The sequence below is a fragment of the Nocardia asiatica NBRC 100129 genome, assembly GCF_000308415.1.
Taxonomy (GTDB): domain Bacteria; phylum Actinomycetota; class Actinomycetes; order Mycobacteriales; family Mycobacteriaceae; genus Nocardia; species Nocardia asiatica.
Window position 1 is genome coordinate 18,053 of sequence record NZ_BAFS01000458.1, and the last position, 12,685, is coordinate 30,737.

Here is a 12,685-nt window from a genome sequence, read left to right on the forward strand (position 1 = left end):
CCCGCGGCCGCGGCCGCGTCGACGACTGTCAGGGGGGCCTGAGATGGCGATCGCCCACATGCAGTCGGTGTTCGACGCCGAAGGCCTGACCGCGAGCGAGAAGATCCTGCTGCTGGCCATGGCGAACTACACCGACGCCCACGGCTACTGCCGGCCGGGAATGGAGCGGCTGTGCCTGATGACGGGACTGTCGAAAGCGACGATCATCCGCACCCGCACCGCCCTCGAGGAACGCAACCTGCTGCGCCACAAGCGACGCACCAACACCCAAGGCCGCTCCACCACCAACCGGTACCGGATCAACCTCGACAAACTCAGGGAGATGGCCGCCCCGAAACGCGAGTTCGACGACGACTTTTCGGCGCTGGAGTTCGATGACGAACCCGCCACCGCAGCCGCGGCGGCCCCGGCTGTGACCGGCGCCGACCAGCCGATGCCTGATCCTGATACCCCTGCTGACCAGGCGATGTCTCACGGTGAGACCCCCGAGGGTGTCACGCTGCGACCTGGAGGGTCTCAGCGTGAGACCCAATCCCTTAGAGATCCCTTACAGCAACCAGGCATGCAGCGCGGCGCCCCACGGCGCCCGCGCACCAAACCTGCCTGCGTGCCTGCCGGATCCCCCTCCACACCACCACCTGCCGCCGCCGAGCCGTCGACAGCGGCCACGGACCCGGCCACGGACCCGGCCTCGGTGGGGCAGGCGCAGCAGCTGCTGCGCGCTGTACGAGTGCAAGGACGACCTGTCACCGGCCAGGTGATCCGCCAGCACGCCCCGGCCGTTGCCCGGCTACTCGACACCGGCTGGCTGCCCGAGCAGCTGCGCAGCCACCTCGAACAGGAATGCGCTGGAGGGCGATTGACCAACCCGATGGGCCGGCTGGTCAAAGCCATCACCGACACCCCGCCCTGGTCCGTCGAACCATCCCCGCAAACCCGCCCTCAACTGCGCGAAGACTGCGACGAATGCGCAGGAACACGCCACATCACCATCGTCGACGACAACGGCGACATCTTCGCCCGCCGCTGCCCGAACTGCCACCCCGCCGCGGCGCCCCGACAGCTCGCCGCGGCCGCCGCCGACACCGGGGAAAGGCAGCGCTGAACGGTGAGCTACCCGCTGCCCACTGTCGGCGCACCCGCCCATCCGGCCGGGGCCTCCTGGCGGGGCGTTGTGCCGACGCCCGAGCGGGGCCACCCCTGTCGCCTGTCCTGGGCGGAAACCGGGATCAGCGTGGCGATCTCCGACGCTGCTGGGCTCACGCCGTCTCGGATCTATCAGATCCGCGACAACCGCCGGTGACACCGTTGTCCGCGACCGCGGCGTACTCGATCCCTGTGGTACGGGAGTTGGTGACCCGGGCCGAGGCAGCGCCCCGACTCGGGTTTGCTAACGCGGCCAGCCTGAAAGCGGTGATGCAGCAACAACGCGGCCGCTGGCCGGCGCGCTGCCCACCCGCGCCGTGCAGTGGGACTGGTCCGACCTGGCCGCCGCCTCGACCCACGAACCGCGACCGGGCGGGAAGTCCAAGCGCGCAGACGGCGCCGACGAGGACGGGCTGGTGACCTGCCTGGAGTGCGGGAGACGATTCCGGTCCTGGGCCCGCACCTGAACCGGGCCCACCAGCTCACCGCAGCCCAGTACCGCGCCGAGCACGCTCTGCCCGCCACCGCCACCCTCATGGCGCACTCCAGTCGCCGAACCCTCTCGGAGTCCAGGCGCGCCGCTTGCAGGTGGCGAAGAAGAAGACCTCGGCGGCGTGATTGGCGGATCGGAGGTGGTGGCGTGCTCCATGCTGTTCGGGTCCTCTCTCGAACTCGAATCGGGGCTAGCGGTCAGCACCGCGCCCGGGCGTGCCGGGCGCGACGCAAACGACTAGTCGCAGCAGGGGCAGGAGTCGGTCAGGTAGTAGCCGTGGCCGCAGTCGGTTTGGCTGGCGATGGCACGGCCGGGGCCGGAGATGAAGTATTCCGGCCACGCTCGGACGTCGGCGAGGGTGATGGTGCGGGCGAGGACGTCGGCCGGAGGTGCGGGGATCGCCAGGTGGCGGTCGAAGTTGGCGTTCGCGTCGTCCAGGTCCCAGCCTCGGATGGGGTAGCCGCAGGCACACTTGGCGCAGTAGACGTCGTGGCCGCCGAGGCCGCCGCGGGGGTAGAGGGTGAAGCCGCCGATGGAGCAGGCGGGCGGGGTGGTGGTCATGGGATCTCCTCGAGATAAGCGGGAGGACGGTTGGGCTGTCGCGCGGGCGAGGACGTAAACGTCTGTTCCGCAGTAGCTTTGGGCTCGCTAGTCGCACCCGACGCTGCGTGTGCCGGGCGCGACGGAAGCAGTTGGTCGCAGTTGGGGCAGTAGGTGGTCAAGGCGTAGTCGTGAGCGCACTGCTGCGCGACCATCGGACGTTCACCGCTGTTCCACCAGCGCAGGCGGCGTGATTTCGTCGACCGCAGCGAGGATGATCTGATCCTTCGCGCCCACCACCGCGCAGCCGTTGATCAGCGCCCGCAAGGCGGCAACAACGTCCGCGAAGCGGGTCCTCTCACGTTCGGCATCGGCGCGGATTTCGTCGGCCTCCAGCGGCCTGGCGAAACGGATGAACGATTCCGTGTTGCGAGCGGCCGCGCTCTGGCGCTCGGCGAGCAGATCAGGGTCGCCGGCGGCTCTCACCAGCAGGGTGATGCAGTCGCGTGCGGAGCTGTTGCTGCTGCTGGACTGGTCGCGGTTGGGGTGCAGGTGGCCGCAGTCGGCGACGATCGTGCGTCCGCGGCGCAGGACCCGGCGGTAGTCGCCTGTGTCCTGATCGAAGAGGGTGCCGATGGTGAGCGGCTTGACGATCGTCATTGAGATTCTCCGAAGTGGTTCGGGGTGATCGGCTTTCAGGCACCCGTGAGCAGGCGCAGGTCGGGGAAGATCGAGTCGTAGCCTTCGTCCACGTGCACCTCGAACACGTGGTTGGCGAGGGCGAGGAGGTAACCGGGGCGGATGCGGACCGGGCCGCCGGTCGGTGCGGCGTGCGAGTCGGTGACGTGCTCGGCGCAGATGGGGCTGCGGAGGCTCGCCGTGCTGGTGCGGGGGTTGTAGAACAGCTGCATCGACTGCGCGGTGCAGCGGTAGGGGACGTTCTCGATGTACAGAAACCGCATGGTGGAAGCGAGGAACCGCACGACAGAGGGATCGCACAGGGAGTAGACGGGGATGGTGGTGACGTCGAACGGGGTGATGGAGGTGGCGGTGGTGGTCATGTGTCTCCTCGGACCCAGCCAAATGCGATGCAATTAGTTACATCATATACAGGAAGTGCACTTTCTTGCAGTACTTCAATAAACTGCGTTTCATGGGAGCTCGACGGGGCCCGACCAGCTCGGCGCCGTAGGCATAGCGTGGCCGAAAAATGCTGCTGAGCAGCAACATTCACGGCACGAGTCGGAGTTTGGCGGCGCGACTTGTTCGGCGCGGCGCGGGTGCAGTTCTCGACGATCGAGGAAAACGCTGCCCCGGCATATGCGAGGGGCGAGGGGCATGACGGAGCCGTCGATCAAGTGTGCGTCGGCGCTCGCCTCGCCGTCGGCGCGCGCCGTCACGCTACTGCCGGGCTGATCGCGGAGACGCCCCGCGCTCTGTGATGGGGACATTCGGGCTTGGCCGAGCCCCGAGATCCATGCTCCTACTCGTCGCTTGCGAAGACCGTGGCTGCGGGGTTCGTGGCGGCCTGGAAGCAGCCGGAATCCGCGCAAGCGCATCGCAGTGATCGCCTGTGCCGATCAGGTCGTGGACGCGCGTGCGCAGGGCGAGACGGCACGGCACAACGACAGCCGCGAGCACTCGAAGGGTGATGAAGGTGTGGTGGAGAGAGATTCGTTGCGTCGCGGGCGCCATCCGGCACCAGAGGGAGTTGGCGAACCGGAACCACCGCCCGGCAGGCCCAAGATGGGTGCTCGCTGTTGCACGGCGGGTGGGGGAACGAAGATGGGCCGCCAAAGACGAATGTCTTCAGACGGCCCACCTGGTAAACGCTGCTACGGCGGTCTTCCACTTCGTAAGCGCCCTGCGTGAGAGCGGTGGTCTCTTCTAGGACCACCGGGCTAGCCGGTCTCGTGGCAGCGAGGCCGGCTTCTCTCTTTCACGGCACCTCGAATCATACCGAAACGGGCGGCAGCGGAGCCGCCACGGGCACGGCCCCCGGGTTTGAGGGCTGGGATCGAGGGCGCCACGGATCGGGCACGGGGTCGGGAATCGATCCTGGTGATACGCGCACATCACCACGGCAACGGATGGTCGGTGGCCCGGTCGAAGACGAACAGCCTCTCCGGTCGTGGTTCGCCGCGGTGTGTGGCACGTGCAGCTCCATGCCGCTCGTGAGATGCCGGGGTGTCCTCGTGCGCCTGGTCGTGGTCTGTATCCGGGCCGTCGTCGGATGGGGCCTTCCCGGAACGGTGGTTGAGCGCGGTCGGCCCGATCGTGGGTGCGCACAGTCGGGCTCGCCACCGCGGGATACGGCGAGCGTAATCACCGCCCGGGCCGGAGGTCTGGTGTGTCCCTACTGTTCGGTCGTGCCGGATGCGGGCCCAACGGTCGCGGGGAGGGCGTCGAGCTGCGCGGCCAATTTCTTGAGCTGCTGGGAAATTTCGGTCAGCCGGGCGGTGAGGTCCAGTGTCGGCGGTGTCTCTTCGGCGAGCGGCAGCACCGTGGGTGTGCCGGCGGCCGGGTCGGTGATGCGCTTCTCGCTGGCCAGCGCGCGCAGTGCGGCGTGCACTGTGACGATGGAGCGGACGCCGTGCTGTTCGGCGAGTGTCTTGGCGGACGGCAGTTCGGTGCCGACGGGCAGTTCTCCCTTGTCGATGCGAGCGAGCAGCTCGTTGACGAGGTTGTGAACTTTGGGTCTGGGGGAGTGTCGCTGTCGCCGCTTGCCGGGTACGACAGTGGTCACACCGCGCTCGCGCAAGGCGTCGCGCAGGGCGTTGTAGTTGCGGTAGTCGCCCTCTTCGTTCACCGCGGACAGCAGCATCTCGTCGCCGACGTGGGCGTACCAGGCGATGTCGTTGCGTAGTTCACGCAGGTTGTTGCGCACCTCGGTGGCGCCGCCTATGAGGGCCGCAGCGGCACGCAGGAGAGCGACGGTTTCTGACATGCCCTACAGGATACTGCATTGCTTCACTGCTGGTAACAAACACGCTTTTATTGTAGAGTCGCAACAAAGCGCGTTTCCTATCGAGTATGAAATTTTGGAGTGCTCATGTACCGCAGTGCGGCCAGCCCCCACGCACCCACCGCTTCTCGCCGGACCGCGCGGCGCGGCCCGCTCAGCAAGCTCGTGTCGCTGGTGCTGCGCACCCCCGCACTGCTGGTACTGCCGTTCTTCGCGCTGCTGTTCGTCGCGCCCGCGCTGCTGCTCACCATCGGCCGCGACGCCCCGCCTCCCGCGCCCGCGACACCCCAGATCGCCGGATGCGCGATGTTCTGCACCGACGCCGAATACACCGCCGACACAGCCCGCGCGCACCACACCGACGCCGAGCACACCCCCGCCCGCGCCGCCGTGTTCCCGGATCCCTCCGCGCCTGCTGCCACCGGCGTGCTGTTCGCCGCCGCCGGATACAGCGCCGACAGCTCCGACAGCGGTCATTGGCAGCTGAACCTGTAGCCCGGCCACACCCCTCCGCAACGTTCCCCACCGTGTCGCTCCACCTGGAGAAGCGATGGAGTACACCCCCAGCGGGTACCCGATCACCTGCGATGGATGCGATGCGCCCATCGAGAAGCTCAGCGACGACATGAAATTCCCCGCGCCTCTCGACGTCTGGGGCGCGAACGCCCTCTACATCGTCTGCGGCCCGCTGCCTGATGGCAGCCAGCCGTGCCTGCAATTGGCCGAACTGTCCGACGAGCTCTACCGCGTCGTCAGATGCAAGGTCCCCGGCTGCGACGGCACCCGCTGCAACGAAGCCACCCCGAACTGACCGAACCCCTTCCTTCGCCAGCGCCACCGCTGGAAAAGCGCAGGCACACCACGACATTCAGGAGATGAGAGAGTGACGAATCCGACCTCCGCTGCCGAACAGGCCCAGCCCGTGCTGCTGGTGCTTCCCGCGCTCCCCGGACGTGAGGCGGTGCTGCTGACCGACCCCGACGCCGCACCCGGTGAAGGCCCGCAGCGGTTCGACACCGCCGAGGCCGCCACGGAGATGGCCGCTCACCTGGCCGCGATCACCGCCGACCTCGGTGTGCTCGGCTGGAATCCCACCCTCACCCGACACCCGGACCTGACCGCCGCGCCCATTCCCCCCACACCGGTGCTGGCGCCGGTCCCGGGCCCGCGAGCGCTGAACACCCGCTACGCGCCCGCCCCGCGCGAGGACCGTGAGCAGTTCGCGCTGGCCATCCCCGGCGGCCTCTACCGCGATGCCGACGCCGTCGCCGACGGCGAACCCTTCACCGTCTACGAATCCGCCGACGCTGCCCGCGCGGCAGCCGACCACCTTGCCGGGCTGATGGCGTGGCTGAACTGGCCCGACTTCCCCGTGCGCGTGGTTTCGCGCGCGGTCGTCACCTACACCACCTGCTGGGCCGAGGAGCCGGACATCCCGCGCCTTCCCCGCCCGGCATAACCCCCTGCACCGGCCCGACCACAGGAGCAGCATCCCGCATGTCCCAGAACGTCCACATTCGTGATGACAGCGACGGATTCACCATCACCCCACCGCTGACCGCGACCGGGGTCGCCGCGTTGAAGGCATTCGCCGCCGCGGAGCAGCCGCGTGGCCGCCGCCGCTGGCCCGACAGCGACCAGTGCGCCTGGACCGCCACCGACGACGGTGCCTTCCTGGTCCCCGTCAGCGGCGCCGACCGCGACTTCGAGGAATGGCTCGAGGCGCTGATCCGCTACTTCCTGCAGGGCGATCGCCGCGCCGCGGCCGCCGCCGACCTCGCCGAGTTGCAGCGGGCGCTGGCCCGGGTGGGCGTCCCCGCCTGCGACGACTTCACCCAGCCCCGCACGATCAACGGCCGCATCCGCGTCTGGGGTGAGTACGACGGCCAGCGCGTCATCCAGGTCACCGACAACACCGTGACCGTCCACACCGACCTCGACGCCGAGGACGCCGACTGGGGCTGATGAGCCGCCACGCACCCGAACCCCTGCCCGCCAGCTTTCTTCTCTGAAACCCGCAGCTGCTGAAGGAGATTCGTCATGCACGTCAACGACCTCGAGCAAGAACCCCGCCCCGAGGAGCCCGACACCATCACCCTGCCGCCGCAGCTGCGGGGAAGCCTTGCCGGGGATCTCACCCGCGAGCAGACCAACGAGATCCTCGAGGAGATCAACGAGCACATGCCTCAGGAGCTGGCCTACGTGTGGGACTGGATCGGCCCCTACGGTTTCGGCGGTGACAAGCGGCTGTACTTCGTCACCTCCTGCGACATGCTCTACGTCGCCCACGAGCTCGTGGCGTGGCTGACCCTCGACCCCACCGACCCGAACAGCCCCGAAACCCCCGGGGACTCCTTCGACTGGGTCGGGTCGGAGACCTGGTACTCGGCCCCCTGGCCTGGTGACGACGAGTACAACTACGCCCTCGAGGACCTCCGCGACCCCGAGCGGACCATCGAGACCGAGGACCGGCTCACCGAACTCGGTATGCCCGAGATCGACCGCACGATCTGCATGCACTGCTGGGCGGGAATGACTCCCTTCCACGGACACGACGAGGACGACGAAGACAACGCCGCCATCCGCTTGTCGTGGCGGACCGACGTCGGCGGCCCTGGTGGCCCGTTCGCGCTCGCCTACGCCGAAAGCGCCGACACCGCGCTGGAAGACCGGCACCCCGGCGGCCGCCGTTTCCCGACCAGGGAGGCCGCGCAAGCCGAAGCCGACACCGCGAACAACGCCGCCGGGTTCGCCGCCGCCTCAGCCGGGATCGGCGCCATCGAGAACTTCGCGGTCGTGATCGACACCCGCGACTACCTCCACCACAAACCGCAGAACTGACCACCATCCGCGCCGGCCGGGCGAGCCGAACCATGGTTCGCCCGACCTGGCAGATCGCATGCGATCTCGCCTCCGAGCAAATCGCCGCCCGCCGCGGCGACCTCCACGAAGCCACGGCCTTGCTGCTCGACACTCAATGACCCCATCGAACCCACAGCGCCCCGGAGTGAACCTGATTCGGGCCCCCATTGTTGAATACCCGACGAGGGCGGAAGAGCCCGCAGATCGGAGACAGCCACACCCGATCCGGAAGTGAGGGGCATGGCCATCGCCCCCTCGTAAACCTCACCGCACCCAACATCATCGGAGGACCAGCGAACTGGCACCGGTATCGCCCGAGCGCCGCGGCCCGTCGCACCCGACCTCCCCTGACCAGTCTTTCCCCGGAAGCGAGCAACCGATGACCGACTCGGTCACCAACAAGTACGACACCCTGATCCGAGTCGACCAGGTATGGGCCGACAACGATCCCCGCTGCAAGGGCCGAACCCTCCAAGTCATAGGCATCGAGATGGGCTACCTCCGGCGCGCGGTGTGCATGGTCCTCACCGACGCCGGCGGCAAACGGGCCAAGCCCGGCCAGATACGGCGAATCAAGGTAGACCGGATGCACCCCACCAGCAGCGGCTATCGACTCGTCCACGACATCACTGCCGTCGGTGCCGAACTGGCCGAGGAATGGCAGCCGAAACTGGACCTCGGCCACTACCTGATTGCCTACGGATTTCTCGACGCTGACATCAATGTCATCGTCACCGACGGCCGCGGGAAGGCCTACGAGAAAGCCGCCGTCGCGCTCGCCCAGTTCGGCGAAGACGACGAGATGGTGCGCCTCTGGCTGATCACTCGCGACAGCATCGAACGCCAAGTCCTCGACCGCCTCACCGCCCTACGGGACGCGATCGCCCAGTGGCGCACCGGACTCGACCAGGGATAGCGCGGGTTGGGTCGGGCGGTCGGGTATGGGGGAGCGCCGCGCTGAACTGCGCGACGTTCCCGCTCGGACGGTCGGGTGCGCCGATCCATGACTTACTCCCGACCGCGGCGCTGGCGCCATGCGGCTACAGGGGTGGCCGGGGCACGTGGTGCGCCCCGGCCAGCGAGTCGGGTTGCCGCCGCAGGCGGCGGACGGGGGAGGCGGGTTCAGGTGTTGAGGTTGGATGCCACCCAGCCCCAGTAGCTCTGCCGGGTGTCGTCCTCGGCGACCAGCAACTGCCAGTCGGCGACGGTGAACTCCGGGTGCTGGCCCCAATAGCCGCCGTGGGCCTGGGCCGCATCGTCCTCGTGGATATCCGTTGTCGAGGTCTCGGGTTCGACGGCTCGGGCAGCGACCACAGCGGACCGAGCGCGGGAGCTGTCGCGGTCGATGACGCGGACGTAGCCGAAGAACCCGTGAAGCACGTCGATGGCCTCGCGCATCACCTGCTCGAGGCTCGGGGTGTGGGGGTACTCGCTGCTGTTCGGGTCGGTGCTGTAGCACATCTGCTGGTAGCCGTCGGCGTAGCCCAGGTCGTCGGCCAGCAGGACCGAGATCTCGATGACGTTGGGATCCCAGGTCTTTCGTGACACGCGGGCGGTGAGGTTGCCGCGCTGGTCGTGGCAGGTTTCCAGCTGGTAGCACTCGACGTTTTCGAACCCTTCGAGTTCGGTGGGGTCGGTTTCGGCGATCCAGCGGCCGAACCGCTCACGCGTGTCCTCGGGCATCGGCGCCACCACCGACCGCTGCTCGGGGGTGCCGAACAGGGTGTGTTCGCAGTTCCAGTGGTGGGCGCGAGCGTGCTGGTATTCCGAGTGATGGTGTTCGGTGCATCCTTCGTCGGCCACCGGGCAGACGATCTCGCACTCGGGGTCGCTGCAGGGGAGTTCTTCGGTGTCGCCCGCACAGTTCGACCAGGTGGCACACCCCGGCTCGAAGTGCACACCGTAGGCGTCGAGTCGGTCGAGCACGATCACCGCGCCACGGAACCCGCATTCCAGATGCGGGTAGATCGCGGCGGCCTCGGCGTCGTAGTTGCCCAGGCACCGAGTCGGGATCCCATCGAGTATGGTCCAGTTGTCGGCGTCGCTGTCATCCTTGATGGCGCGCACGGCGACACGGCAGGTGGTGGCCGCGAGATAGGCGCGCCCCGCCTCTTCCAGCGCCGCGCGCAAACCCTGCGCGTCGGCTTCGACCGGACCGAGGGTCACCGTCCACTGGTCGGTGGGGTAGTCCTCGGCCGCGTACTGCTCGACGGTGTCCGGCATCATCACTACTGCGGCCTCGACACCGTTGCACGCGGTGAACGCCTGCCCGTGGAGGTAGCCGGTGATTCCCGCCGGAGTCACGGTGACATCGGTAGCGCCGCAGGCCCGCGCCTGCTCGAGTTGGGGGGCGTAGTGGTCGGCGAGAAGAAGAAGCAGGCCGTATGCGGCCACGTGCGCAGCCCTGACCGCCTGCAACGCGGTCTCGCCCCGGCCCTCGGCGAGATGGCTGCCCACCGCGTCGGCGGCCGAGCATCCCCAAACCACCGGCACGTGGTCGGCGGCGCGCTCGGCAAGGTCGGCGGCATCGAGCAACCCGTGGTCGTCGTCGTTGGTGGCGGTGAGGGTCACGCCGTCGATGACGGCATGGATACCGAAGCACCGGCCGCCGGTGTCTTCGATGCGGACGCTGGTGGCCCCCGCAGCGCGAAGCGCCGCCAGATCGTCGGCGTACAGCCCGGTGTAGGGGCGGAAGTCGTTGCTGCTGCTCATCGGTGAGCCTTTCGGTCGATCGCGTTATCGCGTGGTTCAGAACGGGGCGAGGGTGGCGTTGACCCGGCCGCAGGCGTGCGCGAGCATGCTCCTGGTTGGTGGGGCAGGCAGATAGGGCAATTCGTTCAGGGGGGCGCTTCCCCGAGGAGGACGAGTCTCGGGTCCGGCTGGCCGGGGGCGGGGTGTTCGCCGCGATGGCGGCGAGGGGCTACTCGGGGGCGACGGTGATGGTCGGCCAGTAGACGACCACGCCACGGTTGCCGTCGATCCATACATGTTGCCGGGCGGTGAGTTCGAGCATCATCGCCTCGAACTCCGGCACGGTGGGCGGGGCCTGGAGTTCGGCGGCGAGGATCTCGCGTGCGGTGATGAAGACGGCGTATCCGACCCATTCGTGCGGGCACTGGATGGCGAAGCACCTGTCGCGGCGGAAGTGCCGCCAGTCGGCGACGGTCTCCGCCGTCCACCAGGGATCGCGAGGGCTGGCCGGAATCTGGTCGGCCACAGCGGCAGTGAGGTTGTCGAATGCCGCGCGGGGCAAGGTGTACCGGGCAGGCAGGGTGTGCATGTTGGTTCCTTCCGGGTCTTCTGTAAGGGCGGCGGATTTGCGCTGGTGGTCAGCGCTCGATGAGGAGGGCGTGCCGGACAATGCCGTGGACAGTGATCGCCGCGGATCCGGCGCTCGGCAAAGTCGAGGAGGGCGGACTGTTTCGGCGGCTGGGCGGTGACGGTCACCGGGATCTCCTGCGGGGTGAGGGTTCGGTCTGGGGAGGCAACGCCGGGCCGGTGGACGGTTCGACGTAGTGGCCGTGGTCGGGAGCATGCCCACGATCTGCGATATTCCCTGCTCAAGGTGGCTAGCCACCTTGACTTTACCAGCTGGATGGACCGGTGGCTAGCCACTGTGACATGCTGAAACCCGTGCCGAGCAAGCATCTGAACCGGGCTCGGGTCTACCGACCCGATGACGATCTGTACGAGCGTGCCCAGGCGGCGGTGAGCGATGTCGGATCGAACATGAACGCGCACATCATCGAATTCCTGCACTGGCTCGTCGGCGATACCGACACCCCGCCGGCCCGCCCCGACACACCTGTGCCTCATCCTCAGCCCAAGTGACGCCGATCCCGCCCCACGCCGGTAGCGCCAACCTCATGAGATGGCACAACGGCTGGACCAGCGAAGCGCTGGTCCTCGACGGCATCGCCAACATCCAGAACCCACACCCCGCCCCAGCGCCCGGCTGCCATCCATAGGTCGCCACCTGATGGCTACCGCGACCCGGCCCTACATCCCCGTGCCCGAGTCCACATCGCGTCCCGCCTCGGCGGTGGGATCGTCCGCGGCGGTGGTATCAGCGTCGGCATCCACCGCGGTGGCTGTCGCCGGTGAGCTGATGCCCTGTTGACCGAGACGGGCCGCATCGAGGCCTTCGGCGAGTCCGGCGCCGAGCAGATCCGCGCCCTCGCCCCGCTTCTCATCGGCAACCACATCTGGGCCTCCGTCGCCACGAGAAACCCTGCGCTGCCGCGGGACCGCGGGGGCGGTCATGCGCTGCAAGTGGATTCGGGTCTGCTGCGCGTCGCTCAGGGCCCGGTGCTCGCCGCCGTTGCGCAGTCGGCGGCTGGTGCGGGCGTGGTCGCTGCGCGGAACCATCACATCCGCCCAGCACTCCGGTGACGCCAAGCGTGAGCGCCGGATCCAGTACCGCTCACATTCGGCGGCGATGACGGTCCTGTCGTAGTCGGCCTTATAGGCGAGCACCACTTTGTCGCGAGTCACTCGCAACAGCTGCCGATATACCGTGGGCCAGTCCGGCACACCCGCCGCGGTGACGTCCTCGTCGCTGATTCCGTGGACTGCGTAGGCGCCGGGCTGGATGGGTGTACCCGGGTTGACCAGGGTGTCCAGCAGCGTTTTACCGGTGGCGGCGTCGATGACCGCTATCTCGCACACCGCGCCGTACA

16 protein-coding genes are annotated in these 12,685 nt (G+C 68.2%); 9 read left to right on the forward strand and 7 right to left on the reverse strand.

Annotated features, from left to right (window positions below; all coding sequences use genetic code 11):
- Positions 1 to 43 precede the first annotated feature (43 nt).
- Positions 44 to 1,105 (forward strand): helix-turn-helix domain-containing protein, encoded by a 1,062-nt coding sequence (locus ON27_RS40445; protein WP_051047347.1) that lies wholly within the window; start codon positions 44 to 46, stop codon positions 1,103 to 1,105.
- Positions 1,106 to 1,876: 771 nt separating this feature from the next.
- Here the strand turns inward: ON27_RS40445 and ON27_RS35080 are convergent.
- The 4 genes from ON27_RS35080 to ON27_RS35100 all read right to left on the reverse strand — a co-directional run bounded on the left by ON27_RS35080 (position 1,877) and on the right by ON27_RS35100 (position 5,126).
- Positions 1,877 to 2,200: a hypothetical protein gene (locus ON27_RS35080; protein ID WP_043737497.1), complete on the reverse strand. Its 324-nt coding sequence runs from the start codon at positions 2,198 to 2,200 to the stop codon at positions 1,877 to 1,879.
- Between the two features lie 201 nt (positions 2,201 to 2,401).
- On the reverse strand, positions 2,402 to 2,839 hold the full coding sequence (locus tag ON27_RS35085) for a hypothetical protein (protein ID WP_043737500.1): 438 nt from the start codon (positions 2,837 to 2,839) through the stop codon (positions 2,402 to 2,404).
- A gap of 35 nt (positions 2,840 to 2,874) precedes the next feature.
- Entirely contained in the window at positions 2,875 to 3,240 is a 366-nt protein-coding gene (locus ON27_RS35090) for a hypothetical protein (RefSeq protein WP_043737503.1), read from the reverse strand.
- 1,295 nt (positions 3,241 to 4,535) lie between these two features.
- Positions 4,536 to 5,126, reverse strand: a complete 591-nt coding sequence (locus tag ON27_RS35100; protein WP_043737509.1) for a GntR family transcriptional regulator — start codon at positions 5,124 to 5,126, stop codon at positions 4,536 to 4,538.
- Positions 5,127 to 5,231: 105 nt separating this feature from the next.
- Between ON27_RS35100 and ON27_RS35105 the strand changes: the two genes are divergently transcribed.
- The 6 genes from ON27_RS35105 to ON27_RS35130 all read left to right on the forward strand — a co-directional run bounded on the left by ON27_RS35105 (position 5,232) and on the right by ON27_RS35130 (position 8,922).
- Entirely contained in the window at positions 5,232 to 5,639 is a 408-nt protein-coding gene (locus ON27_RS35105; protein ID WP_043737511.1) for a hypothetical protein, read from the forward strand.
- Positions 5,640 to 5,694: 55 nt separating this feature from the next.
- Positions 5,695 to 5,955 (forward strand): hypothetical protein, encoded by a 261-nt coding sequence (locus ON27_RS35110; RefSeq protein WP_043737514.1) that lies wholly within the window; start codon positions 5,695 to 5,697, stop codon positions 5,953 to 5,955.
- A 72-nt stretch (positions 5,956 to 6,027) separates the two neighbouring features.
- Positions 6,028 to 6,603, forward strand: a complete 576-nt coding sequence (locus tag ON27_RS35115; protein WP_157227716.1) for a hypothetical protein — start codon at positions 6,028 to 6,030, stop codon at positions 6,601 to 6,603.
- Between the two features lie 38 nt (positions 6,604 to 6,641).
- Positions 6,642 to 7,109 carry a hypothetical protein gene (locus tag ON27_RS42560; protein ID WP_043737519.1) on the forward strand — a complete coding sequence of 156 codons (468 nt, stop codon included), beginning with the start codon at positions 6,642 to 6,644 and terminating at the stop codon, positions 7,107 to 7,109.
- A 75-nt stretch (positions 7,110 to 7,184) separates the two neighbouring features.
- Entirely contained in the window at positions 7,185 to 7,985 is an 801-nt protein-coding gene (locus ON27_RS35125; RefSeq protein WP_043737521.1) for a hypothetical protein, read from the forward strand.
- Between the two features lie 400 nt (positions 7,986 to 8,385).
- Positions 8,386 to 8,922 carry a hypothetical protein gene (locus ON27_RS35130; RefSeq protein WP_043737524.1) on the forward strand — a complete coding sequence of 179 codons (537 nt, stop codon included), beginning with the start codon at positions 8,386 to 8,388 and terminating at the stop codon, positions 8,920 to 8,922.
- A 206-nt stretch (positions 8,923 to 9,128) separates the two neighbouring features.
- On the opposite strand, the gene ON27_RS35135 is transcribed toward ON27_RS35130, so the two are convergent.
- Positions 9,129 to 10,718, reverse strand: coding sequence for a hypothetical protein (locus tag ON27_RS35135; protein WP_043737527.1), 1,590 nt, complete (start codon positions 10,716 to 10,718; stop codon positions 9,129 to 9,131).
- 208 nt (positions 10,719 to 10,926) lie between these two features.
- A complete protein-coding gene (locus tag ON27_RS35140) occupies positions 10,927 to 11,286 on the reverse strand; it encodes a hypothetical protein (RefSeq protein ID WP_043737530.1) in 360 nt (119 codons plus the stop codon).
- An 80-nt stretch (positions 11,287 to 11,366) separates the two neighbouring features.
- On the opposite strand from ON27_RS35140, the gene ON27_RS43565 reads away from it, so the two are divergent.
- Together ON27_RS43565 and ON27_RS35145 are read left to right on the forward strand one after the other, a co-directional pair.
- Positions 11,367 to 11,522 carry a hypothetical protein gene (locus ON27_RS43565; protein ID WP_157227718.1) on the forward strand — a complete coding sequence of 52 codons (156 nt, stop codon included), beginning with the start codon at positions 11,367 to 11,369 and terminating at the stop codon, positions 11,520 to 11,522.
- 105 nt (positions 11,523 to 11,627) lie between these two features.
- Positions 11,628 to 11,837: a hypothetical protein gene (locus tag ON27_RS35145; protein ID WP_043737533.1), complete on the forward strand. Its 210-nt coding sequence runs from the start codon at positions 11,628 to 11,630 to the stop codon at positions 11,835 to 11,837.
- A 168-nt stretch (positions 11,838 to 12,005) separates the two neighbouring features.
- Here the strand turns inward: ON27_RS35145 and ON27_RS40450 are convergent.
- A partial coding sequence (locus ON27_RS40450) for a 3'-5' exonuclease (protein WP_169334568.1) occupies positions 12,006 to 12,685 on the reverse strand: 680 nt, incomplete at its 5' end.